Origin of the sequence: Burkholderia guangdongensis (genome assembly GCF_013403875.1) — a bacterium.
Lineage (GTDB): Bacteria > Pseudomonadota > Gammaproteobacteria > Burkholderiales > Burkholderiaceae > Burkholderia > Burkholderia guangdongensis.
The window spans coordinates 35623-59485 of sequence record NZ_JACBNX010000015.1 but is presented as its reverse complement, the minus strand read 5'-3'; the positions used below and the strand labels follow the sequence as shown (position 1 = coordinate 59485).

Sequence of the window (23863 nt, the reverse complement as noted above, 5' to 3'; positions counted from 1 at the left end):
GGATAGCATCTGCGGTCCCAATGGGGAGGCAGTAGATGATCGGGCCGATGCCTTCGGCTTCGTGATAGATCGGCGTGTCAGTCGTGCTCGTGTCCATCATGTTCGTGTCGAAGAGATGTAGTTCTGCTCTTGGTGTTATTAGAATTGCAGGGGCGGTCTCAGGACGACCACCAGGTGTGACAAGGGTTTCCGGGCGCTTTCGACATTCTCGCGTGACCGAATAGCTGGAAATTTCTGGTTGCCGTTGCGCTATCCGATCGCTCGGAACCGTCGCGAGAGCCGTGCAAGCTGCTCCTTCAACCGTCGATTCAAATCTGTGTCCGCGACGAGGAACTGCCCCAGATCGTTTTCGCGTCCTCGCTCGTCGCGGTGCCAGAATGCCGCAACGATGTGAGCCGGCGTCCGCTTATCGATGCCTAGTGCGTTCACGATCAAGCCTTGCCTGGACGCATCCGCGAAGAACGGATGCCCCGACACGCGGACGAACCTCAATAGCTTCTTCGTCGCGATCGTGGAGAAATCGAATGTCGCGAGGTCGTCGAGCGTTTCGAGCTTCAGGATGCGCAACATCTGGCCGGTCAGCGTGACTTCGGCACGAGCGCGATGCTCGCCAGGTTGCAGCGCATCGGTATCTCGGCGCTCGCCGTCGCTCGTGAACTGCTCGTCGGTCTCTTTCCTGTAGACGCGCCACTGCGCGTGATCGAATGCCCGTTCGTGGTCGGCGCGTGCGGATGCGCCTTTCTCGGCCTCATACGACGTTGTGAGTCGGCCGTGAGCGTAACCAGCTCGACCGGCATCGGCGACCTTCGGCGTGCCGATGTAGAGCGTTCTGGACGGGTCGAGTGGGCGATGGTGTGCCGATAGCGCGCTCTCTAGCCCAAGCGCGAATCCGGCCCACTGCTGCGGCGTCCGGAGTTCGCGTGTCGGCGGCAATATGCCACGCATCAATCGCAGCGTCATCGCGTCGAGCGCGGCACGGTCCGCCGTCTTCGGGCGGGCGTCGAACGCGATCTCGATTGCCGCAATGGTCGGGGCAGCGGCAAGTTCACGATGCGCCGCCAGACGGTCTACAACCGCTAGCACGTCACGAACTGTCTCCGGAGCCTGGACGCGAACCAAGAAGTGCGTGGCCGCGCCGCCAGCTCCCCTGTCAACGGCTTTGACATACGAGACGCCGAACTTCTTCAGTCTGCCACGCAGGACGTCGCCTCGCGTCGCCCTACCGTCAGCGTCCGGAAGCGTGCGAACGCGAAGCTCGATCCAATCGACGCACGCAGAGAACTTGAAGGCGGTCAGGTCCGCATCTGCCGCCATACCTTACGCGCAAGCTTTTAGAGTGCGCCCACGCCACGCGAGCGCGAACAGTCCCTCAGCGGGATCGGCATCAACAGAGACGAGCTGCAACTTGTGCGCGTCCGCTTTCGGCGGCTCGATGGCCGAGACGCGCTCAATGAAGTCTTGAACGTCCGAGAGTCGGTAGTAGGGGCGCTTTGCACGCCCGTCATGCACGCGGCAAAACGGCAAAAGGACTTCGCCGCAGTAGTTCGCTCTACCGCGCCTCATGTCCGTCAGCGTGTCGTCCCAATGACGAACCGGCCCGAGCTTCGCACGAAGAAGATAGGCGACATCTCCGCTGCTTACGATGTTGGCTTTCATTGTTCCGATTCCGTGCCGAAGGTCAGCGCTTGGCGCAGTTTGTCCATCATGACGCGGGCCTGTTCGCGTGTGAACTTCATGAACACACCGTCACTGACCTCAATTTCGATTCGACGCATTGGTTCTGGCGTCTCGTCGTGTTCGTCCCGGTAGAGCTGTTCCATTGCGGCCTTGTTCTTGATGACGTTCATCAGGCCCATTGTCGCGATCATTCGGAATGCGGCGGCACGGTTGACTGATGTGGCTTGTTCGATTCCAACAGCCGCTTTCACGCCTTCCCATGCGTCGCGTATCCAATCACCCCAGTCGCATCCATTCGCCATCGCCAGCATTTCGATTGCTTGCCATGTTGGCGCATCGAGACGGACGAATACTTTCTGCCCGTCCAGTTCCAGCGCGCGGGCCTTCGGTTCTACAGCGATTTCCATCAAATTCCCTCTTGGATAAGAATTGTTGCAACTATACTACATATTGCCATATAAGGCAATATTGCCTGTATAGGCAATATGATATCATGCGCTCAATCGTTCGTATGGGTATGCCTCTGCGGACATACGCGGGCAGGGGGCGAACACCGTCCGCTAGAGTGGGTTTTCAATCTACGGACAGGTTTTCAACGGACGGAAACCTAAAGGACAACGGGGGGAAGATATGGCGGTCATTCTTTATGCACGGGTCAGCACGAGCGAACAGACAATCGCTCACCAGCACACGCAAGCTCAATCGGTTGGGTTCGTCTTCGATGAAGTTGTTCACGATGACGGCGTGAGCGGCGTCACGACGAAACTCGCGGAGCGTCCAGGCGGGCGTCGCCTATTCGACCTTCTCCGGCGTGGTGACACGTTGGTCGTGCGTTGGGTTGACCGGCTCGGGCGTAACTACGAAGACGTGTCGGACAACATGAGGGAATTCATGCGCCGGGGCGTGATCGTGAAGACGATCATCAATGGCATGACGTTCGACGGTGCGACGGATGACCCGATGCAGAAGAGTGTCCGGGATGCGCTGATTGGCTTCATGGCGGCGCTCTCGCAGGCTCAGGCTGAAGCCACGAAGGAGGCGCAGCGTGCGGGCATTGCGCACGCGAAGGCAAGCCCGGATAAGAAGTATCTTGGGCGCAAGCCGACCTACACTGAAGCGCACGTCTCCGAAGTCATCGCGCTTGGCGGCGATGGGGTGGGCATCAGCGAGATTGCGAAGCGCCTGAATCTCTCGCGCCAGACCATCTATCGGATTCAACGAAGCCCTGACGAAGCGGTTGCAGCCGTCCGGGCCTGGCGGTAGCCGCGAACGAACGGCTGACCGGGCTGGACGGTGTTCGCGGTGGCGTGAAGAGAGTAAGCGCTGAACCGCGCTTACTCGTCATCCTTGTGGCGCTCGTCGTATCGTTCGCGCAGCGGCTTCGTAATTTGGAGCAGATCTGCAAAATCGTCGAAGACAATGTCCCGGAGCTGCTTTGCAATAATTTCGTATGATTCGATGACGGGATTCGGGTCGCGCTTAAGGTCAGAAAGCCAAGACATCTTTCTTATAAGCATTTGCTCTTCAAACCCGCCGTGAACATAGCCGGAAAGATTTTCGTAGGTGTCCGTGATTCTTGGGATTTTATCGTCTAGTGACTTAACGAGGGTCATTACGTTGAACCCATCTCCCTTAAACATGCCTTGCGGTGATTTATCGTTCGGTCGATATTTCGCCATTAAACGCTCGACTCCGGCTCTCAGGCCTTCGAGTGTCGTCGTCTTCGATCTGTATTGGCGCCACAGGCGCATGCCCTTGTGGAGCCTACCTGCAACCTCGATGTAGGCTCGGACGGAGAGGGCATACGCATACTCGTTTCGAAATTCCTTTTCGACAAATAATGCGCTCTCTATTTGAATGATCGGCGCGAGTCCCGCATAGTAGGCGCTTCCGGTTAAATAAACGATAGTCTGGGAAAACAGGTCGTCAACTACCATCTCGTTAGCGTAGTGCCTGACCTTTGCTAACTCATTTCCAATCTCGCTTAATCGCTTCTGGTGTTCGGAACCCCAAATCCCATCATAGAAGAGTTTGATAACGTCGATTTCCGGCATCGAATTGGTCATGGGCGAGATTCCGTTGCGAATGTGAGATGAGTTGGCACAAGTCCTTACGCGAGCAGACTAACGTAGGGCGCAAGCGCGGATTCCACTGTCTCCGACAGGGCGTTATGGTTGTATCGAAGCTTCGCGTATGTCTGCGAGTTCATGCCTCCAAACGCCTGCCCTTGCAGGGTAGAGCGATATTCCTCTGTCACCTTGGCGACCGCCAGCGTATTCGCGAACGTGTGCCGCATACTGTGGAAGTAGGTTTGAGTGCCGTCAGGGAGCCGCCCGGCGTCCCTGAGTCCCTTCATCGTGTCGCCGCCCCATTTGGTGATCTTGTGACTCCACTTGATGCCGTCGCCTGCCGTCTTGCCGATATGCGGCCCCCATCCCGATTCGAAGGGGCGCATATATCCGGCGTCGCGCTGCTTCGTCAGGTAATCAATGAAGCCATGTCGCACGAGGGCGCTATGAATTGGGATGTTCCGCCAGCTTGATAGCTTCTTCAGTGATTTTCGCAGCACGCCGTCAGCGTCCGGGGTCTCCGCGAACACCAGATACCAAACCCCGGTCTCCGCGTCGTGCTTCAGGTCCGTGTGCAGGTTGACCTGGGCAAGCTCTTCGACGCGACAGCCGAGAAACGCCGTCGCCACTGTCACCCAATACTTGTGGGGTTCGGTGGGGCGGTAGCCTGCCGCGTGATTGAAGATTGTGCGCAGTTGGTCGAGCGAGTGCGCGTCGCGGTCCAGCGCCGAGGGCGCGGTGCGCTTCGGCTTCAACTTCGCGGCGGTGATCTGCGGCAAACCCTTTCGGATGCGATGCCAGTTCAGGAATCCGCCGATTGTCGTGATGTAGCTGATCTTCGTTTTGTCGTGCCAGGTGTTGTCGGCAAGGATCGTCTCCGCCAGGTTCACGAATCTGGCTTGGTCAATATCGAAGAGCGGAGTTGTGCCGCCCGCTTGTTCCACCAGATAGGCAAGCTTGGTCTTGTAGGCGGCCCGTGTGGTCGGCTTGATGTCCGCCTTGCTCATGTATTCCGCGACGCCTTCGGCCAGGGTCGGGCCGGGGTTCTCTTTTGCCGTTTGGGCTTGCTGCGGTGGTGCAGGTTGTCGAAGCGCCGCCAAGCCCGCTACAGCCGTTTCAAGGGCTTTCTGGGCGGCTTCGTGTTCTCCTGGCTCTGCTTCGATTCTGAAGGCTTGCGGAAGTCCGCTCAGGTCGAGTTTGATTTCGACCACGTAATCGGTCTGGATGGTGCTGCTCTTCGGCATGGCGCGGAGTGAGGCAAAGAGGCGGTCTGTTTGTGCCGCGAGGGCGCGGGCACGAATTATCGCCTCTCGCCGGTCGCTCGTGTCGAGCGACTTGTAAATCTGGCGCTTGCGGATGGAGTCGAAGAGATCGGCAGGCACGCGCCGCCGAAAGTAGAACACGGAATCGTGCCGCGATCTTTGCAGGAAGTTTGCCGCCATGATGGGCCTGTGCTGCACGTTTGTGCTGCACCTGCCACCCGACGGCACCAAAACAAAAGCCCTTGACCGTTAGATCAAGGGCTTTCGTAGATTTGGTGGCGAATCAGGGATTCGAACCCCGGACCTGCGGATTATGATTCCGTCGCTCTAACCGACTGAGCTAATTCGCCGAAGAAGAGAATTATGCTGATCCGGACCTGGCGTGTCAACCACTTTCTCCATCTTTCCGCAAAAAAGTCGCCCCGCCGGCCCGGCAGCCGTCAATCCATCACCCGTCAATCCTGCGCATAGATGTTCGAGTCCTTCGTTTCCTTGACGAACAGCACCCCGATGACGAACGTGGCCAGCGCGATCACGATCGGATACCAGAGCCCCGAATAGATGTTCCCCTTCGCCGCGACGATCGCGAACGCGGTCGCCGGCAGGAAGCCGCCGAACCAGCCGTTGCCGATGTGATACGGCAGCGACATCGACGTATACCGGATGCGCGTCGGGAACATCTCGACGAGCATCGCCGCGATCGGCCCGTAGACCATCGTCACGTAGATCACGAGGATCGTCAGCACGACGATCGACATCGGCCAGTTGAGCTGCGCCGGATCGGCCTTCGGCGGATAGCCGGCCGCCTTCAGCGTCGACGCGAGCGTCTTGTCGAACGCCGCGCCCTTCGCTTTCGCGTCGGCCGTCTTGCCGTCGTACGCGTCGACCGCGGTGTCGCCGACCTTGATCTGCGCGGTCGTGCCCGCCGGCGCCGCGACGTTCTCGTAGTTCAGCCCCGCCTTCGCGAGCGCACCCTTCGCGATGTCACACGAACTCGTGAACTTCGACGTGCCGACCGGGTTGAACTGGAACGAGCACGTCGCCGGATCGGCGACGACCGTGATCGGCGCCTTCTGCGTCGCGATTTCGAGCGCCGGGTTCGCGTAGTGCGTGAGCGCCTTGAACAGCGGGAAGTAGGTCAGCGCGGCGATCAGGCAGCCGGCCATGATGATCGGCTTGCGGCCGATCCGGTCCGACAGCGAGCCGAAGAACAGGAAGAACGGCGTGCCGATCAGGAGCGCGATCGCGATCAGGATGTTCGCGCTCGCGCCGTCGACCTTCAGCGTCTGCGTGAGGAAGAACAGCGCGTAGAACTGGCCGGTGTACCAGACGACCGCCTGGCCCGCGGTCAGCCCGATGAGCGCGAGGATCACGATCTTCAGGTTCTTCCACTGGCCGAACGCCTCGGTGAGCGGCGCCTTCGACGTCTTGCCCTCCGACTTGATGCGCAGGAACACCGGCGATTCGTTCAGTTGCATCCGGATCCACACCGACACCGCGAGCAGCAGCAGCGACGCGACGAACGGCACGCGCCAGCCCCACGACGCGAACGACTCCTCGCCGATGAACGTGCGCACGCCGAGGATCACGAGCAGCGACAGGAACAGGCCGAGCGTCGCGGTCGTCTGGATCCACGCGGTGTAGTAGCCGCGCCGGTGCGCCGGTGCGTGCTCGGCGACGTAGGTCGCCGCGCCGCCGTATTCGCCGCCGAGCGCGAGGCCCTGCAGCAGCCGCATGCCGATGAAGATCACCGGCGCCGCGATGCCGATCGACGCGTAGCCGGGCAAAAAGCCGACGACGAACGTCGAGATCCCCATGATGATGATCGTCATGAGGAACGTGTGCTTGCGGCCGACGAGGTCGCCGAGCCGGCCGAACACGATCGCGCCGAACGGCCGCACCGCGAAGCCGGCCGCGAAGCCGAGCAGCGTGAAGATGAACCCGGCGGTCGGATTGACGCCGGAGAAGAAGCTCTTGCTGATGTAGGCCGCGAGCGAGCCGGCCAGATAGAAGTCGTACCACTCGAACACGGTGCCGAGCGACGACGCGAAGATCACCTTCCTTTCCTCGCCCGTCATCGGTGCGTGCGCAATTTGCCCGCCCAGCGTTGCCATGGATCGTCTCCCGTTCTTCGTATACATGTGCGGCCGCCCGTGCGGCGGGCCTGTCGACGATTATTGGAGGGCAAACTTACGGCGCACTGACTCGGCGCGGCCATTCGATTACACGTTAACCCGGCTTTAACGCGGCTTTAACCCGGCCAGAACCCAGATTTAACCGGCTTCGGCCCGCTCATCGCGCGGACCAGTCGTGCAGCGGCAGGCTCACGCGCACGAGCGTGCCCGCGAGCCGCGGCGCGTCCTGATACACGTGATCGTCGAGCGTCAGCGTGCCGCCGTGCTGCGCGGCGATCTCGCGCACGATCGCGAGCCCGAGGCCGCTGCCGTCGCCTTCGCGGCCGAGGATCCGGTAGAAACGCTCGACGACGCGCGCACGCTCGCCGGCCGGAATCCCGGGCCCGGTGTCCTCGACCTCGACGTGCGCGAGCCGGGCGAGCCGGTCCGCGCGCACGCGCACGGTGATGCGTCCGCCCTCCGGCGTGTAGCGGATCGCGTTGTCGATCAGATTGCCGAGCATCTCGCGCAGCATCAGCGGATTGCCGTCGACGTGGAGCGCGCCGTCGTCATCGTCGTCGGGGCCTTCGTAGCCGAGATCCATCCGCTTCGCGAGCGCGGCCTGCACCCAGTCGCGCACCGCGAGCCGCGCGAGCGACGCGAGCTCGACCGGCTCGAACGTCAGCCCGCCCGCGCGGTTCTCCGCCCGCGCGAGCGCGAGCAGTTGCGTGACGAGCCGCGCGGCCTGCGCGGAACTCGTCGCGATCTGCTCGAGCGAGCGCTGGACCTCGTCGGGCACGTCGTGGCGCAGCGCGAACTCGGCCTGGGTGCGCAGGCCGGCGAGCGGTGTCTTCATCTGGTGCGCGGCGTCGGCGATGAAGCGCTTCTGCAGCGCCATGTTCTGCTCGAGCCGCGACAGCAGATCGTTGAACGACGTGACGAGCGGCTCGATCTCGGGCGGCGCGCGCTGCGCGTCGACGGGCGACAGGTCGTCCGGGCGGCGCCCGCGGATGTGCGCCTGCAGCGCGTTGAGCGGCGCGAGCCCGCGCGACAGCCCGAACCAGACGAGCACGATCGCGAGCGGCAGGATCACGAACTGCGGCAGGATCACGCCCTTGATGATGTCGTTCGCGAGCGCGTTGCGCTTGTCGAGCGTCTCGCCGACCTGCACGAGCACCGGCTGCGTGCCGCTCGCCTGCGGCAGCGCGACGGTCGTGTACGCGACGCGGATGTCGTTGCCGCGCAGCACCTCGTCGCGGAACGTCACGACCCCGGGGGGCGGGCGATCCTCGTCGTGCGGCAGCGGCAGGTCGGCCTCGCCGGCGACGAGTTCGCCGCGTGTGCCGAGCACCTGGAAGTAGACACTGTCGACGTTGTCCGCGCGCAGGAAGTCCTGCGTCGCTGACGGCAGCGTGAGCTCGGCGACGCCGTTGACCGGGTGGATCTGCCGCGCGAGCACGTATGCGTTGGTCTCGAGCGCGCGGTCGAACGGGCCGTTCGCGATCGCCTTCGCGACGAGGTAGGTGACCGCGATGCTCATCGGCCACAGCAGCAGCAGCGGCGCGAGCATCCAGTCGAGGATCTCGCCGAACAGCGAGCGGGGGCGCGCGGGTTCGGGCGCGTCGATCTCGTCGGGCGGCGCGAACGGGTTCTCGTAGCGCGCGTCGCGTTCGGCGTCGGCTTCGGCCGCGTCGGCCGGATGACGGGGATGGGCCGGCGTGGCCATGACGGCCGGCGCTCAGCGCGGCGTCGCGCCGGTCGCCGTCTGCGGCGGCGCGCTCTCGCCCGCGGGCGCGGTCTTCTCGAGGCTGTAGCCGAGGCCGCGCACGGTGACGATGCGCACGCCGCTCGGCTCGATCTTCTTGCGCAGCCGGTGCACGTAGACTTCGATCGCGTTGTTGCTGACTTCCTCGCCCCATTCGCACAGATGGTCGACGAGCTGCTCCTTCGACACGAGGCGGCCGATCCGCTGCAGCAGCACTTCGAGCAGGCCGAGCTCGCGCGCGGACAGGTCGAGCACGCGATCGTTCGCGTACGCGATGCGGCCGACCTGGTCGAACGCGAGCGAGCCGTGCCGCACGACGGTCGGGCCGCCGCCGGCGCCGCGGCGCGTGAGCGCGCGCACGCGCGCCTCGAGTTCGTTCAGCGCGAACGGCTTCGCCATGTAGTCGTCGGCGCCGAGGTCGAGACCCTTCACGCGCTCGTCGACGCTGTCGGCGGCGGTCAGGATCAGCACGGGCAGGTTGGAATTGCGCGCGCGCAGGCGCTTCAGCACGTCGAGGCCGGGCATTTTCGGCAGGCCGAGATCGAGGATCAGCAGATCGAACGTCTGCATCGACAGCGCGGTGTCGGCCTCGACGCCGCTCTTCACGTGGTCGACCGCATAGCCCGATTGGCGGAGTGACCGGGTGAGGCCGTCCGCGAGTATGCTGTCGTCTTCGGCGATGAGAATTCGCATGTTGCTGGCCGGGAGCCGGCTCAGGCGAGGCGGCCGGCGGCTGTCTCCGAAGTGGGTCTTGTGCGGGTGTATGCGCGGGCCCACATCGCGGGCTTGCATAAAATACTGTTTTTTTATACAGTGTCTGCATTCGCCGTGCGCGTGGGGTGTCCAACCCGGCGCACCCGTATCAGACGCTGCTCATCATAGCAAAGGACGATTCATGGAAGATAGCAAGAAAGGCTCCGGGCTGACTGCGGAGAAGAGCAAGGCGCTGGCCGCCGCGCTCGCGCAGATCGAGAAGCAGTTCGGCAAAGGGTCGATCATGCGGATGGGCGATGGCGAGGCGATGGAAGACATCCAGGTGGTGTCGACGGGCTCGCTGGGCCTCGATATCGCGCTCGGCGTCGGCGGGCTGCCGCGCGGCCGGGTGGTCGAGATCTACGGGCCGGAATCGTCCGGCAAGACCACGCTGACGCTGCAGGTGATCGCCGAGATGCAGAAGCTCGGCGGCACCGCGGCGTTCATCGACGCGGAGCACGCGCTCGACGTCCAGTACGCGGCGAAGCTCGGCGTGAACGTGCCGGAGCTGCTGATCTCGCAGCCGGACACCGGCGAGCAGGCGCTCGAGATCACCGACGCGCTCGTGCGCTCGGGCTCGATCGACATGATCGTGATCGACTCGGTCGCGGCGCTGGTGCCGAAGGCCGAAATCGAGGGCGAGATGGGCGATTCGCTGCCGGGCCTGCAGGCGCGGCTGATGTCGCAGGCGCTGCGCAAGCTGACGGGCACGATCAAGCGGACGAACTGCCTCGTGATCTTCATCAACCAGATCCGGATGAAGATCGGCGTGATGTTCGGCAACCCGGAAACGACGACGGGCGGCAACGCGCTGAAGTTCTACTCGTCGGTGCGACTCGACATCCGCCGGATCGGCTCGATCAAGAAGAACGACGAGGTGATCGGCAACGAAACCCGCGTGAAGGTCGTGAAGAACAAGGTGTCGCCGCCGTTCCGCGAAGCGATCTTCGACATTCTGTACGGCGAGGGCATCTCGCGTCAGGGCGAGATCATCGATCTGGGCGTGCAGGCGAAGATCGTCGACAAGGCGGGCGCCTGGTATAGCTACAGCGGCGAGAAGATCGGCCAGGGCAAGGACAACGCGCGGGAATTCCTGCGCGAGAATCCGGAGATCGCGCGCGAGATCGAGAACCGCATCCGTGAATCGCTCGGCGTGGTCGCGATGCCGCAAGGCGCCGGTGCCCGTGCCGAAGCCGAGGCGGTGGACGAAGAAGAGTGATGATCGGGCGCCGGGGCGACACAGGCGAGCCGGAGAACCGCGACGCGCACGACGAGGTGTCGGGCGTCGATACGTCGGGCGGTTCTTCCGAGCGGCACGCCGCGTCCCCCGGCGCCGGTCGGCGGCCCACGCGCCGCGCCGTGACGAGGGCATCGGATGATGCCCTCGTTGCGTTTGGGGCGGCGGATCCATTCGACGATCCCGAATCGTTCGACGCGCACGATCGCGCGCGCCGTCGCGTATCGGGCGCCGGCATCGGGTTCGCGCACGCGGCCGATTCAGCCGATTCAGCCGATTCAGCCGATTCAGCCGATTCACCGCGCGCAACCCCGGACGTATACACCCGCACGAGCCAGACGCCGCGCCGCGCGCGCCGGCAGTCCGCGCCCGCCGGCGCAGGTAGCGAAGGCGGCGAAGCGTCGGCCCGCGAGCCATCGCCGTCGAAGCCCGCGCGCTCGCTGAAGGGCCGCGCGCTCGGCTATCTGTCCCGGCGCGAATACAGCCGGGCCGAGCTCGCGCGCAAACTCGCGCCGTACGTGAACGAAGGCGACGCGCTCGAGCCGGTGCTCGACGCGCTCGAGCAGGAAGGCTGGCTGTCCGATGCGCGTTTCGCCGAGAGCGTCGTGCACCGCCGCGCGTCGCGCGTCGGCGCGGCGCGGATCGTCAGCGAGCTCAAGCGCCACGCGGTCGGCGACGCGCTCGTCGAGGAGGTGAGCGCGCAGCTGCGCGAGACCGAATGGGCGCGCGCGCAGGCGGTGTGGCGCAAGAAATTCGGCGTCGTGCCGCAAACGCCCGCCGAGCGCGCGAAGCAGGCGCGTTTTCTGGCGGCGCGCGGCTTCTCGCGCGGCACGATCGTGAAGTTGCTGAAGGGCGGCGACGAGTTGTTCGGCGACGATTGACCGCCTTTCGGCGACGATCGGAATCGCACGATTTTTGTGCAGGGCATCGCGCGTACGGTGGCTTAACCGCACCGCTGTCGCACCCGCGCGCGGCGCGCGATATTGCTGCGATGCGGTATGTTCCCGACAGACGGGAATACCCGCCGTCGCGTCGGCCTGTCACAAATACCCAGTATGTTAAAATCCGCAGGTTTTCCTCTTCGGCTTCAATCTCCAGCATGCCGCTATCCGAGCCCGTGCCCCGTCAGTTGCGACATCGACGCGCAATCCAAGCGGAAGCCTACGAGCGCGACGACGGCTTGTGGGACATCGAAGCCCGCCTGACCGACCACAAGTCGCGCGATGTCGATCTGGCGTCGGGCATCCGGCCGAACGGCCTGCCGATTCATGAACTCTGGCTGCGCGTGACGATCGATCTCGACCTGAACGTCGTCGATGCCGAGGCATCGTCGGAATGGGTGCCTTACCCCGGTCAGTGCCAAGCCGCCAACCCCGCCTATCGGGCCCTGATCGGGCTCAATCTCTTCCGCAACTTCCGCCGCGACGCGAACCGCCTTCTGAGCGGCACCGCCGGCTGTTCCCACTTGACCGAGCTGTGCGCGGTGCTGCCGACCGCGGCGATTCAGGCATTCGCGGGCGACGTATGGAGCGTGAACGGGCAGGGCGACGACGGAACCGGGCGGGCCGGCGAGCAGGACGCGCCGCCGTTCCAGCTCGGCCGCTGCCACGCGCTGCGGTTCGACGGCGACGCGGTGCGGCAGTTCTATCCGCGCTGGTATGGTGCGAGCAGGCCCGAGCGGAGCGGCGCGAAGGAATGAACGGAATAACACAAAGAAAGAAGCGTCTTAAGCGATTTTGAGTGGCTTTAAGCGACTTTTCATCCAACTCTCAGACTGAAGGAATCACGCATGAAGATTCACGAGTACCAGGGTAAGGAAATCCTGCGGAAATTCGGAGTCGCGGTCCCGCGCGGCAAACCGGCGTTCTCGGTGGACGAGGCCGTCAAGGCGGCGGAAGAGCTCGGCGGCCCGGTGTGGGTCGTCAAGGCTCAGATCCATGCGGGCGGCCGCGGCAAGGGTGGCGGCGTGAAGGTCGCGAAGTCGATCGACCAGGTGCGCGAATACGCGAGCCAGATCCTCGGCATGCAGCTCATCACGCACCAGACCGGCGCGGAAGGCCAGAAGGTGAACCGCCTGCTGATCGAGGAAGGCGCGGACATCAAGAAGGAACTGTACGTCGGCATCGTGATCGACCGCGTGTCGCAGAAGGTCGTCGTGATGGCGTCGAGCGAAGGCGGGATGGACATCGAGGAAGTCGCCGCGAAGACGCCGGAAGCGATCCACAAGGTCGCGGTCGAGCCGTCGAAGGGCCTGCTGGACGCCGAAGCCGACGATCTCGCGAAGAAGATCGGCGTGCCGGACGCATCGATCCCGCAAGCGCGCGCGATCCTGCAAGGTCTGTACAAGTCGTTCTGGGAAACCGACGCGTCGCTCGCCGAAATCAACCCGCTCGTGCTGACGGGCGACGGCAAGGTGATCGCGCTCGACGCGAAGTTCAACTTCGACTCGAACGCGCTGTTCCGTCATCCGGACATCGTCGCGTACCGCGATCTGGATGAAGAAGATCCGGCCGAAATCGAAGCGTCGAAGTTCGACCTCGCGTACATCTCGCTCGACGGCAACATCGGCTGCCTCGTGAACGGCGCGGGCCTCGCGATGGCGACGATGGACACGATCAAGCTGTTCGGCGGCGAGCCGGCGAACTTCCTCGACGTCGGCGGCGGTGCGACGACCGAGAAGGTCACCGAAGCGTTCAAGCTGATGCTGAAGAACCCGGGCCTGAAGGCGATCCTCGTGAACATCTTCGGCGGCATCATGCGCTGCGACGTGATCGCGGAAGGCGTGATCGCCGGTTCGAAGGCCGTGAACCTGGGCGTGCCGCTCGTCGTGCGCATGAAGGGCACGAACGAGGACCTCGGCAAGAAGATGCTCGCCGAATCGGGCCTGCCGATCATCGCGGCCGACAGCATGGAAGAAGCGGCGCAGAAGGTCGTCGCGGCTGCCGAAGGCAAGTAAGCATTGAACACGCATGGCGGCGCGGTTGACACGCGACGCCACTCGAACAGAGGTCAATACATGTCGATTCTGATCAATAAAGACACGAAGGTCATCACGCAGGGCATCACCGGCAAGACCGGTCAGTTCCATACGCGCGCGTGCCGCGAGTACGCGAACGGCCGCGAGGCGTTCGTCGCGGGCGTGAACCCGAAGAAGGCCGGCGAAGATTTCGAAGGCATTCCGATCTACGCGAGCGTGAAGGAAGCGAAGGAAGAGACCGGCGCGACCGTGTCGGTCATCTACGTGCCGCCGGCGGGCGCCGCCGCGGCGATCTGGGAAGCGGTCGAGGCCGATCTCGATCTCGCGATCTGCATCACGGAAGGCATTCCGGTGCGCGACATGATCGAAGTGAAGGACCGCATGCGTCGCGAAGGCCGCAAGACGCTGCTGCTCGGGCCGAACTGCCCGGGCACGATCACGCCGGACGAACTGAAGATCGGCATCATGCCGGGCCACATCCACCGCAAGGGCCGCATCGGCGTCGTGTCGCGCTCGGGCACGCTGACGTATGAAGCCGTCGCGCAGCTGACCGCGCTCGGCCTCGGCCAGTCGTCGGCGGTCGGCATCGGTGGCGATCCGATCAACGGTCTCAAGCACATCGACGTGATGAAGATGTTCAACGACGATCCGGACACGGATGCGGTCGTGATGATCGGCGAGATCGGCGGCCCGGACGAGGCGAACGCCGCGCAGTGGATCAAGGACAACATGAAGAAGCCGGTCGTCGGCTTCATCGCGGGCGTCACCGCGCCTCCGGGCAAGCGCATGGGCCACGCCGGCGCGCTGATCTCGGGCGGCGCGGACACGGCCGAAGCGAAGCTGGAAATCATGGAAGCGTGCGGGATCACGGTCACGCGCAATCCGTCGGAAATGGGCCGCCTGCTGAAGGCTGCACTGTAAGGTTCCTCTACGGAAGTCCTTCGAAAAACGCCGGCCCAGCCGGCGTTTTTTGTTATGCTTGCGAAATTGTTTTGTAAGGTGAGGGCGCGGCGGGAATGTGCGCGCGCGCCGGCCTGTTCGATTTCCTTTTCCGTTCCGATCCATGCTCGAATTCCTGACGTCGCTCCACTGGGGCGCTGTGATTCAGATCGTCGTCATCGACATCCTGCTCGGCGGTGACAACGCGGTTGTGATCGCGCTCGCGTGCCGCAACCTGGCGCCGGCGCAGCGCATGCGCGGCGTGCTGTGGGGGACGGCCGGCGCGATCGTGCTGCGGGTCGCGCTGATCGCGTTCGCGGTCGTGCTGCTCGACGTGCCGTTCCTGAAGTTCGCGGGCGGCCTGCTGCTGCTGTGGATCGGCGTCAAGCTGATGGCGCCCGCCGAGGATGCGCACGATCACATCAAGCCGGCGGACCAGCTCTGGTCGGCCGTGAAGACGATCGTGATCGCGGACGCGGTGATGAGTCTCGACAACGTGATCGCGATCGCCGGCGCGGCAGAGCAGGCCGATCCGCAACACCGGATCGCGCTCGTGATCTTCGGTCTCGTCGTCAGCGTTCCGATCATCGTCTGGGGCAGCACGCTGGTGCTGAAGCTGCTCGACCGCTATCCGGTGATCGTCGCGCTCGGCGCGGCGCTGCTCGGCTGGATCGCGGGCGGCCTGATCGTCGGTGATCCGGTCGCGGAGCGCTGGCCGATTCTCGATACGCCCGCCGTGGTCTACGGCGCGCATATCGCGGGCGCGCTGTTCGTCGTCGCGGCCGGCTATGGGCTGAAGAGGCGCCGGGAGGCGATGAGCGCGTCCAGTTCCTGACGCGTTGGCCGTCCGGCCGACTGCCGGCGCCGCGGCCCGCTCGCTACGATCGAAACGCCTGCCACCATCGGCAGGCGTTTTTCGTTTCCGGAGTGTGCGATGTTCGATGTTCTTTTCGTTTCGTTTCCGATCCGCCGCGTCGCCGACGAGCCGCGGAACGCGTGGTGTGTGTCGCGTGTGTCGCGTGCGCCGCATGTGCCGCATGTGCCGCATGTGCCGCATGTGTCGCGTGTGGGGTTAGCCGGGTTCACGCTGATCGAGCTGATGATCGTGCTCGCGATCGTCGGCGTCGTCGCCGCGTATGCGATTCCCGCGTATCAGGACTATCTCGCGCGCTCGCGGGTCGGGGAGGGGCTCGCGCTCGCCGCGTCCGCGCGGCTCGCGGTCGCCGAGAACGCGGCGGGCGGCGCGGACCTCGCGGGCGGTTACGACGCGCCGGTTGCCACGCGCAACGTCGAGTCGATCCGGATCGACGACGAAACGGGGCAGATCTCGATCGTCTACACCGCGCGCGTCGCGCCTGCCGGCGAGAACACGCTCGTACTCGTGCCGTCGGCGCCGGACCGGGCCGATGTGCCGACCGCGCGCGTGCCGCTCGCGAAAGGCGCGATGCAGGCGGGGTCGATCGCGTGGGAATGCTTTGCGGCGGGCAAGCAGGCGTCGTCGCTGCCGGCGCCGGGCGCGGGACCGCTGCCGGCCGATGCGCCGTCGCTGCCCGGCAAGTTCGCGCCGGCCGAATGCCGCGCGTAGCGTCGGGCCGCATCGGCTCCGCACAGGGGAATGTTTTTTTTGTATAGTGCGCCGGTTGCTGACACCCGGTTCGCTCATGCCCTCCTCATTTTTCCGTTCGTTGCCGCTGGTTGTGCTCGCCGTCGCGCTGATGGTGCCGTACTCGATCACGAATCACACCTACCCGATTCCGACGTTCTACTCCGAGTTCGCCGCGCTCGTGCTGTATCTGCTGCTCGGCGCGGCGGTCATCCTGATGGTGCGCGCGAGCCGCCCCGCGGTGCCGTTCGCGGCGCCTGCCGCGCTCGTCGCGCCGCTCGGCTTCGCCGCGGTGCTGCTCGCGCAGATCGCGGTGCTGCCGCTGCAGCAGCCGTCGATGGCGTGGCTCGCGCTCGGCTATCTCGGCGCAGCGCTGGTCGCGATGCAGGCGGGCTATGCGCTCGCGCGCGCGGACCAGGGCGAGATGGTCGCGCGGATGATGGCGAGCGCGCTGATCGTCGGCGGCGTGATCGCGGTGCTCTGCCAGATCGTGCAGCTGTTCCATCTCGAGGCGGCGGTGTCGCCGTTCGTCGTCGTGTACGGCGTCGCGACCGAGCGCCGGCCATACGGCAACATGGCGCAGGCGAACCACCTGGCGACCTACATCGCGTTCGCGCTCGCCGGCGCGCTCTATCTCGCTCAGACGCGCCGGCTCGCGGTCTGGGCATGGCTCGCGCTGTCGGTCGTGCTGTCGGCCGGGCTCGCGCTGACGGTGTCGCGCGGGCCGTGGCTGCAGGTCGGCGTGATCGTGGTCGCCGGTTTCTGGATCGCGCTGGCCGCCGCGCGCCGCGGCTCGGACCCGGCGCGCGGCGCGCGCGCCTGGCTGCTGCCGGCGCTGCTCGCGATCGCGTTCGTCGCGGTCAACGTCGCGGTGCGTTGGGCGAACGTGCATTTCCATCTGGATCTCGCGGAGTCGGCGGCGGACCGGATGCGCGACGCCGGCCAGATCGCGCCGCGCCTCGCGCTGTGGAAGTACGGGCTCGCGATGTTCCATGCGCATCCGGTGCTCGGCGTCGGCTGGGGCGAGTTCCCGGTGCATCAGTTCGAGCTCGTGCGCGCGCTCGGCGGCGTCGAGATCGCGAACAACGCGCACGACATCTTCATCGATCTGCTCGCGAAGTCCGGCGTGCTCGGGCTCGGCGTGCCGGTCGTCGCGCTCGTGCTGTGGTTCGTGCGCGCGCTGCGCGTTGCGCACACCAGCGAGCGTGTGTTCGGGTTCGCGCTGATCGGCATTCTGCTGATGCACGCGCTCGTCGAGTATCCGCAGCAGTACATGTTCTTCCTGCTGCCGGTGATGTTCGTGATCGGGTTGCTCGACACGCAGCCGCTGCGCGTGCTGCCGGGGCGCGCGGCGTTCGGGCTCTTCGCGCTGCTGTCGATCGGCGGGCTGCTCGCCGCGTATCCGGTGCTGAGCGACTATCGGCGCGCGGAAGTGCTCTATTACGGCAGCAATCCGGCCGAGCAGTACAGCGCGGCGCCGTCCTGGCTGTTCCGCGCATGGGGCGAGTACGGCGCGGCGACGCTGCTGCCGATTTCGCGCGACGACCTGCCGCAGAAGCTCGCGGCGCACGAGCGCGCGATTGCGCTGCTGCCGGGCGAGACGGTGCTGCGCCGCTATGCGGTGCTGCAGGCGCTGGACGGCCGCGACGCCGCGGCGCTCGATACGGTCGCGCGTCTGCACGTGTTCTCGGTGGAACTGAAAGACTGGCCGCAGCAGCTGGCCGCGCTGTACAAGCTCTGCGACGCGCAGCCGTCGCTGAAGGCGTTCAAGGCGGCCGTGGTCGCGAAGTACGGCGAAGTGCCGAGCGATGCGACCGACGACTCGGGTGACGATGACGACGAGTGATGGCGAGTGATGGCGAGTGATGGCGAGTGATGGCGAGTGATGGCGAATGGTGCGGCGGCAATCAGTCCGATGCGCTCGGCTGGTCCGCCTCCCAGTCTCCCGACTTCCCGCCGCGCTTTTCGCGTACGCTGACGTCGGTGATCACCATCCCGCGATCGACGGCCTTGGACCCGATGGCGTGCCGTGCGCACTGATCGACTGGTCGGATCGCCAGAAGTCGCGCGGCACATGAAGGACAGCCGACAGACCATCACGCGGCTGCCGTGAAATCAAGCGACCCCCACAGCACTGAAACAGCAGCTACGAAAGTGGCTGAAGGAGCGGAATGCCTGTGACGATGCGGCCTGTCTCATCGAAACGACGGAAGCGCGCATCCAAGTCCTGTCTGCGATGTGACGCTGGTAGGATTTGCGCGGCACAAAAATCATTCCACGACCGCCGTTCATCGGCGGTTTTTCATGATTGGACCACTGACAACCGGGGAAGCCTATGAAATTTCGACATCTGCTTGCTGCCTTGCTGATCGTGTCGCCGCTGGCACACGCAACGTCCTTCGATTGCAAGAAGGCATCGACCTACGTCGAGAAGACGATCTGTTCCAGTCCATTGCTTGGGAAGTTGGACGACGCGCTGGCGGACAACTACCGCGACATGCTGGCTACCAATTTGGGCGACGGTCCTGATAACAAGTCTCTGAAGAAGGAACAGCGGGCATGGATCGCGCAACGCAACAAGTGTACGACTGAAAAGTGTCTCGTCGATCTTTACCGCAAACGCGTGGACGATGTCTGTGACGCACCTGTTGTAAGCGGCGTTCATGCAGCGTGCGTGCAGTCAAGCGATATTCAGTAACCGGATGTCGGACCAATACCACATTTGCCGTCTCGTTGGCGTATCGATGCCATTCCGGTCTCCGGTGGGACAGGAGTGGGACAGGATCGATTTTTCGTATGTCAGAAGTCAGATTTGTAGCGATTCCGCCAGGTGACGACGAACGACGCAGAGGCAATCAGTCCGATGCGCTCGGTTGGTCCGCCTTCCAGTCCCCCGACTTCCCGCCGCGCTTTTCGCGCACGCTGACGTCGGTGATCACCATCCCGCGATCGACGGCCTTGCACATGTCGTAGACGGTCAGCAGCCCGACCTGCACCGCGGTCAGCGCTTCCATCTCGACACCGGTGCGGCCGAACGTCTCGACCTGCGCGGTGCAATGCACGCCCGGCAACGCGTCGTCGAGTTCGAGATCGACCGCGACGCGCGTCAGCGCGAGCGGATGGCACAGCGGAATCAGGTCGGCGGTCCGCTTCGCGCCCTGGATCGCCGCGATGCGCGCGACGCCGAGCACGTCGCCCTTCTTCGCGCGGCCGTCACGGATCAGCTCGAACGTCTCCGGCAGCATCCGGATCGAGCCGCGCGCGATCGCGATCCGCTGCGTTTCCTGCTTGCCGCCGACGTCGACCATGTGCGCGTGGCCGGCGGCGTCGAAATGCGTGAGTCCTGACATGTCGTGCTCCTGTCGATCGGGGCGAGCGCTCGAACGGTCACGCCGCGCTCACTCCGCTTCCATGCATAGCTTCAGAGGGCGCCTATCATAGCAGCGGCGGCCGCTGCGACCATCCGTCCACCCGGCGCGCGCCGCGCCGTCGGTACAATGGCCGGGATCTTCATACCCATTGCCGCCGCGCGCGCCAGTTCCGCGCCTGGGCACTGCGATATCCTGCCATGCGTGCCAAACCGTTGCTCGCCGCGTCGCTGTCAATCGCGCTCGCATTGCCGCCCGACGGTTTCGCGCAGCGCACGAACCCGCCGCCGGTCGCGTCGTCGCTCGATGCGCGGTCGATCTCGACCGTCCCGCCCGACATCGCGCCGGGCGTGTTCGGCACCTACGGCGGCGCCGACAGCCGCCTGTCCGGCGTGGGCGGTGCCGACGGTCCCGATGGTGCGCCACGCGCCGAAACGAGCCTGCGCGCGCCGCTGAAGACGCTGCAGCTCCCCGATCTCGGCGACGGCTCCGGCGGCGCGCTGACGCCGCAGGCCGAGCGGAAGATCGGCGAGCGCGCGATGCGCGAGGTGCGGCGCGACCCCGACTATCTCGACGACTGGCTCGCGCGCGACTACCTGAACGGGATCGCCGCGCGGCTGTCGGCCGCGGCTCGCGCAAACTTCATCGGCGGCTACGTGCCCGACTTCGAGCTGTTCCCGGTGCGCGACCCGCAGGTCAACGCGTTCTCGATGCCGGGCGGCTTCATCGGGATCAACAGTGGGCTCGTCATCTCGACGCAGACGGAATCGGAACTCGCGTCGGTCGTCGGCCACGAGATGGGCCACGTGCTCCAGCGCCACATCGCGCGGATGCTCGGCGCGAACAAGAAGACCGGCTACACCGCGCTCGCGACGATGCTGCTCGGCGTGCTGGCCGGCGTCGTCGCGCGCAGCGGCGATCTCGGCAGCGCGATTGCGCTCGGCGGGCAGGCGTATGCGGTCGACAATCAGCTCCGCTTCTCGCGAACCGCCGAGCGCGAGGCGGACCGCGTCGGCTTCCAGCTTCTGGCGGGCGCGGGCTACGATCCGTACGGGATGCCGGGCTTCTTCGAGCGGCTCGACCGCGCGTCGATGAACGACACCGGCGTGCCCGAGTATGCGCGCACGCACCCGCTGACCGGCGAGCGGATCGCGGACATGGAAGATCGCGCGCGGCGCGCGCCGTACCGGCAGCCGCGCCAGTCGCCCGAGTACGGTTTCGTGCGCGCGCGGCTGCGGATCCTGCAGGACCGTGCTCAGGCCGACATCGCGGCCGACGCGCGCCGGCTGCAGTTCGAGATCGACGATCGCACGGCCGCGAACGTCGCCGCGAACTGGTACGGGATCGCGCTCGCGGATACGCTGCTTGGCCGCTACGACGCGGCGCGCGACGCGCTTGCCGCGTCGCGGGCCGCGTTCGAAGCGGCACGCAAGCGCGCCGGCGATCCAGCGGCGAACTCGGCGAACTCGGCGAACTCGGCGAACTCGGCGAACTCGGCGAACTCGGCGAACTCGGCGAGCCTCGACGTGCTCGAGTCGGATCTCGCGCGCCGCGCGGGGCGTACGGACGACGCGGTGCGGCTCGCGGCGCTCGCGCGGCGGCGCTGGCCGGCGTCGCACGCGGCGGTCGTCGCGCATCTGCGCGCGCTGCTCGGCGCGCGCCGCTTCGCTGACGCGCAGGCGCTCGCGCGCACGCAAGCCGATGCCGATCCGCGCGAGCCGGACTGGTGGAACTATCTCGCGCAGGCGAGCGACGGCGCGGGCGATGTGCTCGCGCGGCGCCGCGCGCTCGCGGAGAAGCTCGCGCTCGACGGCGCATGGCCGGCCGCGATCCGCCAGTTGAAAGAGGCGCGCGACGCGAAGAACGCGACGTTCTACGAGCAGTCGATGGTGAACGCGCGCCTGCTGGAGTTCGAGGCGCGCTACAAGGAAGAACTCGACGACGACAAAAGCTGACGCACGCCGCGTCAGTCGTGCCCGTCGGCCGCCGCGTCGCGCGCGCGTTCGGCCGGGCTCGCGACGAAGCCGAACTGCGCGGGCACGTCGGCGCACGCGATCGTCGCGAGCGGCAGCGCGGCATCCGCGCGCCAGCGCAGCACCGGCGGCGTCGCGTCGAAGTCCGCGTGATCGGCGAACAGATCGAGATCGTGGTCGTGCAGCGCGGCGACGCGCGCGGGCGACGCCGCATCGCTGAACAGCACGCCGCCCGCGTCGTCGAGCCACGCTTCACCCGGCTCGAACGCGCGACCCGTGTGGTCGGTCAGCGCGAGCCGGCCGTCGGTCGCCGCGAGCCGGACGATCCACGGCGTATACGCGAGCTCGACGTACACGCGCTGCGGGCCGTTCTGGAAGAACCACTGGCCGTGCTCGTCGCACGCGTAGTTGCGCGCGATGAACCCGATCAGCGCCGCATGGCGGATCGGCGAGCCGAGCGCGCCGGCCGCTTGCGCGTCGTCGTCGCGCAGGCGCCAGTCGCCGCGCCGGTCGAGCAGCAGCCAGCCGGTGCAGTGCGGCACGTTCGGCCATTTCGCGAGCGCCTGCCTGACGATGTCATCCATGATCGACGAATCGGGAGCAATAGCCGAACACGCGCGCCGACAGCCAGTCGAGCCGCCCGGGGAACGGCCCGGTCATGAATCCCGCGTGGCCGCCGTCCTCGGGCTGGTCGAGCTCGACCGCCTTCGACACGTCCGCCGGGCCGGGCAGCGCCGACGCGGGCAGGAACGGATCGTTGCGGGCGTTGAGGATCAGCGTCGGCACGTCGATCGCGGGCAGCAGCGGCCGCGTGGTCGCCTGGGTCCAGTAGTCGTTCGCGTTCGCGAAGCCGTGCAGCGGCGCGGTGACGATGTCGTCGAAGTCGTGCATCGTGACGGACGCGAGCATTGCGTCGCGGTCGAACAGCCCCGGAAACTGGTCGAGCTTGAACAGCGCTTTCTTCTTCAGCGTTTTCAGGAAGCTGCGCGTGTAAACCCGCGCGAAGCCCTGCGACAGCGCGCGGCCGCCCGCGTGCACGTCGAGCGGCGTCGAGATCGCGGCGGCCGCGCGCACGATCGACGTGTCGCTGCGATGCTCGCCGAGCCAGCGCAGCAGCACGTTGCCGCCGAGCGACACGCCCGCGACGACGAGCGGCCCGCGATGCTGCACGGCGAGGCGGCGCAGGATCCAGTCGACTTCGGCGCTGTCCGCGAGATGGTAGAAGCGCGGCAGACGGTTCATCTCGCCGCTGCAACTGCGGAAGTGCGGGACCACGCCGTGCCAGCCTCGCGCGCGCGCCGCGGCCATCAGCACGAGCGCGTAGTGCGAGCCGGAGCTGCCTTCGAGGCCGTGGAACAACACGAGCAGCGGCGCGTCGGGGCGCGGCGCCATGCCGACCGGATGCGCGAGCCAGTCGAGGTCGATGAAGTCGTCGTCGGGGGTTTCCCAGCGCTGTCGTCGGTAGGCGATCGCCGGGCGGCGCGCGAACAGCGCGGGAACGATCGTCTGCGCGTGGCTGGTCGGCAGCCAGCGCGGTGCGTGGTAGCGCTCGGCGTTATCCGGGGCGCGCGCCCCGGATAGCGGTGTAGGCGGCGAAAAGGTGCTCATGATCGCCCCGCGTCTTCATCAATGCAGCGGGCCTTGCCCGTGGCGGATCTTGGCGGCGAATTGCCCGGCCGCCTTGTCGGGAATCGGGCTCGCGTGGATGTGCGCAATGCGCCATTCGCCACGTTCGTGAATCATCACGTACGTCGCGAACACCATCGTGGGCTCGGCTGTGAGGTCGGCTTGCTGATGCGCTTCGGCGATCGTGTAGACGACGGTGCCGAGGCTGTCATACACGCGGATGTCGAGTGGCTCGATCGTCACCGGCTGCGTCGCGAGGCGCGCGCCGAGGCCGCTCCTGATCTGCTCGAGGCCGTGCAGATGCGCGCCGTCTGCCCAGATGCAGCTGGCGAAATCCTCGTCGATCCACAGCGCCATCAGCGCGTCGAGGTTCGCGTCCGCGACGCACTGGTAGTAGGCGTTCAGCGTATCGGCGGCGGCTTCGAACAGGCGGGCAAAACGTGGCATCGGGTCTATCTCTTGCGCGTCGCGCGTATCAGCGCGGCGGCCGGAGGGCCGCC

The 23863-nt window shown here is 65.7% G+C and carries 23 protein-coding genes and 1 tRNA gene; 11 read left to right on the top strand and 13 right to left on the bottom strand.

The window, feature by feature from the left end:
• Positions 1-249 precede the first annotated feature (249 nt).
• Genes HZI36_RS15395 through HZI36_RS15385 form a run of 3 tightly spaced genes read right to left on the bottom strand, consistent with a single transcriptional unit; the run spans position 250 to position 2084 of the window.
• On the bottom strand, positions 250-1314 hold the full coding sequence (locus tag HZI36_RS15395; protein ID WP_179403510.1) for a hypothetical protein: 1065 nt from the start codon (positions 1312-1314) through the stop codon (positions 250-252).
• Positions 1315-1317: 3 nt separating this feature from the next.
• Positions 1318-1656 carry a hypothetical protein gene (locus HZI36_RS15390; protein ID WP_179403509.1) on the bottom strand — a complete coding sequence of 113 codons (339 nt, stop codon included), beginning with the start codon at positions 1654-1656 and terminating at the stop codon, positions 1318-1320.
• Positions 1653-2084 (bottom strand): hypothetical protein, encoded by a 432-nt coding sequence (locus HZI36_RS15385; RefSeq protein ID WP_179403508.1) that lies wholly within the window; start codon positions 2082-2084, stop codon positions 1653-1655. Before HZI36_RS15385 ends, HZI36_RS15390 begins: the two co-directional genes overlap by 4 nt.
• A gap of 223 nt (positions 2085-2307) precedes the next feature.
• Here HZI36_RS15385 and HZI36_RS15380 point away from each other — a divergent pair, with 223 nt between their 5' ends.
• On the top strand, positions 2308-2940 hold the full coding sequence (locus HZI36_RS15380; RefSeq protein ID WP_179403507.1) for a recombinase family protein: 633 nt from the start codon (positions 2308-2310) through the stop codon (positions 2938-2940).
• Positions 2941-3011: 71 nt separating this feature from the next.
• Here the strand turns inward: HZI36_RS15380 and HZI36_RS15375 are convergent, their stop codons facing one another.
• The 6 genes from HZI36_RS15375 to HZI36_RS15350 form a co-directional block, all read right to left on the bottom strand.
• Positions 3012-3743 carry a hypothetical protein gene (locus HZI36_RS15375; protein WP_179403506.1) on the bottom strand — a complete coding sequence of 244 codons (732 nt, stop codon included), beginning with the start codon at positions 3741-3743 and terminating at the stop codon, positions 3012-3014.
• Between the two features lie 44 nt (positions 3744-3787).
• A complete protein-coding gene (locus tag HZI36_RS15370) occupies positions 3788-5188 on the bottom strand; it encodes a DUF6538 domain-containing protein (protein ID WP_179403505.1) in 1401 nt (466 codons plus the stop codon).
• Positions 5189-5281: 93 nt separating this feature from the next.
• Positions 5282-5358: transfer RNA gene (locus HZI36_RS15365), tRNA-Met, on the bottom strand.
• A gap of 105 nt (positions 5359-5463) precedes the next feature.
• On the bottom strand, positions 5464-7122 hold the full coding sequence (locus tag HZI36_RS15360; protein WP_179403504.1) for an MFS transporter: 1659 nt from the start codon (positions 7120-7122) through the stop codon (positions 5464-5466).
• Between the two features lie 178 nt (positions 7123-7300).
• Complete coding sequence (locus HZI36_RS15355; RefSeq protein ID WP_179403503.1) at positions 7301-8848, bottom strand: sensor histidine kinase; 1548 nt, start codon at positions 8846-8848, stop codon at positions 7301-7303.
• Between the two features lie 12 nt (positions 8849-8860).
• Positions 8861-9580, bottom strand: coding sequence for a response regulator transcription factor (locus tag HZI36_RS15350; protein ID WP_179403502.1), 720 nt, complete (start codon positions 9578-9580; stop codon positions 8861-8863).
• Between the two features lie 202 nt (positions 9581-9782).
• Between HZI36_RS15350 and recA the strand changes: the two genes are divergently transcribed.
• From recA to HZI36_RS15305, 9 genes are all read left to right on the top strand, one after another.
• On the top strand, positions 9783-10859 hold the full coding sequence (gene recA / locus HZI36_RS15345) for a recombinase RecA (RefSeq protein ID WP_179403501.1): 1077 nt from the start codon (positions 9783-9785) through the stop codon (positions 10857-10859).
• Complete coding sequence (gene recX, locus HZI36_RS15340) at positions 10859-11758, top strand: recombination regulator RecX (RefSeq protein ID WP_179403500.1); 900 nt, start codon at positions 10859-10861, stop codon at positions 11756-11758. The genes recA and recX overlap by 1 nt, the downstream gene beginning before the upstream one ends.
• Positions 11759-11976: 218 nt before the next feature.
• Positions 11977-12576 carry a DUF2889 domain-containing protein gene (locus HZI36_RS15335; RefSeq protein ID WP_179403584.1) on the top strand — a complete coding sequence of 200 codons (600 nt, stop codon included), beginning with the start codon at positions 11977-11979 and terminating at the stop codon, positions 12574-12576.
• A gap of 75 nt (positions 12577-12651) precedes the next feature.
• A complete protein-coding gene (gene sucC, locus HZI36_RS15330; RefSeq protein ID WP_343050213.1) occupies positions 12652-13833 on the top strand; it encodes an ADP-forming succinate--CoA ligase subunit beta in 1182 nt (393 codons plus the stop codon).
• Between the two features lie 60 nt (positions 13834-13893).
• On the top strand, positions 13894-14775 hold the full coding sequence (sucD, locus tag HZI36_RS15325; RefSeq protein ID WP_038713009.1) for a succinate--CoA ligase subunit alpha: 882 nt from the start codon (positions 13894-13896) through the stop codon (positions 14773-14775).
• Positions 14776-14917: 142 nt separating this feature from the next.
• The gene (locus HZI36_RS15320) at positions 14918-15628 is read left to right on the top strand and encodes a TerC family protein (protein WP_179403498.1); all 711 of its coding nucleotides are present in this window, start codon (positions 14918-14920) and stop codon (positions 15626-15628) included.
• A gap of 99 nt (positions 15629-15727) precedes the next feature.
• On the top strand, positions 15728-16378 hold the full coding sequence (locus tag HZI36_RS15315) for a pilin (protein ID WP_179403497.1): 651 nt from the start codon (positions 15728-15730) through the stop codon (positions 16376-16378).
• 76 nt (positions 16379-16454) lie between these two features.
• Positions 16455-18242, top strand: coding sequence for a PglL family O-oligosaccharyltransferase (locus HZI36_RS15310; protein ID WP_179403496.1), 1788 nt, complete (start codon positions 16455-16457; stop codon positions 18240-18242).
• Between the two features lie 489 nt (positions 18243-18731).
• Entirely contained in the window at positions 18732-19094 is a 363-nt protein-coding gene (locus HZI36_RS15305; RefSeq protein ID WP_179403495.1) for a lysozyme inhibitor LprI family protein, read from the top strand.
• A 157-nt stretch (positions 19095-19251) separates the two neighbouring features.
• Here HZI36_RS15305 and moaC read toward each other — a convergent pair whose 3' ends face one another.
• A complete protein-coding gene (moaC, locus tag HZI36_RS15300) occupies positions 19252-19746 on the bottom strand; it encodes a cyclic pyranopterin monophosphate synthase MoaC (RefSeq protein WP_179403494.1) in 495 nt (164 codons plus the stop codon).
• Positions 19747-19964: 218 nt separating this feature from the next.
• Between moaC and HZI36_RS15295 the strand changes: the two genes are divergently transcribed.
• Positions 19965-21719, top strand: coding sequence for a M48 family metalloprotease (locus HZI36_RS15295; protein ID WP_179403493.1), 1755 nt, complete (start codon positions 19965-19967; stop codon positions 21717-21719).
• An 11-nt stretch (positions 21720-21730) separates the two neighbouring features.
• On the opposite strand, the gene HZI36_RS15290 is transcribed toward HZI36_RS15295, so the two are convergent.
• Genes HZI36_RS15290 through HZI36_RS15280 form a run of 3 tightly spaced genes read right to left on the bottom strand, consistent with a single transcriptional unit; the run spans position 21731 to position 23810 of the window.
• A complete protein-coding gene (locus tag HZI36_RS15290; RefSeq protein ID WP_179403492.1) occupies positions 21731-22321 on the bottom strand; it encodes a DUF2946 family protein in 591 nt (196 codons plus the stop codon).
• Entirely contained in the window at positions 22314-23345 is a 1032-nt protein-coding gene (locus HZI36_RS15285; RefSeq protein ID WP_179403491.1) for a hydrolase, read from the bottom strand. Before HZI36_RS15285 ends, HZI36_RS15290 begins: the two co-directional genes overlap by 8 nt.
• 18 nt (positions 23346-23363) lie before the next feature.
• Positions 23364-23810, bottom strand: a complete 447-nt coding sequence (locus HZI36_RS15280; RefSeq protein ID WP_179403490.1) for a nuclear transport factor 2 family protein — start codon at positions 23808-23810, stop codon at positions 23364-23366.
• Between the last annotated feature and the right edge of the window lie 53 nt (positions 23811-23863).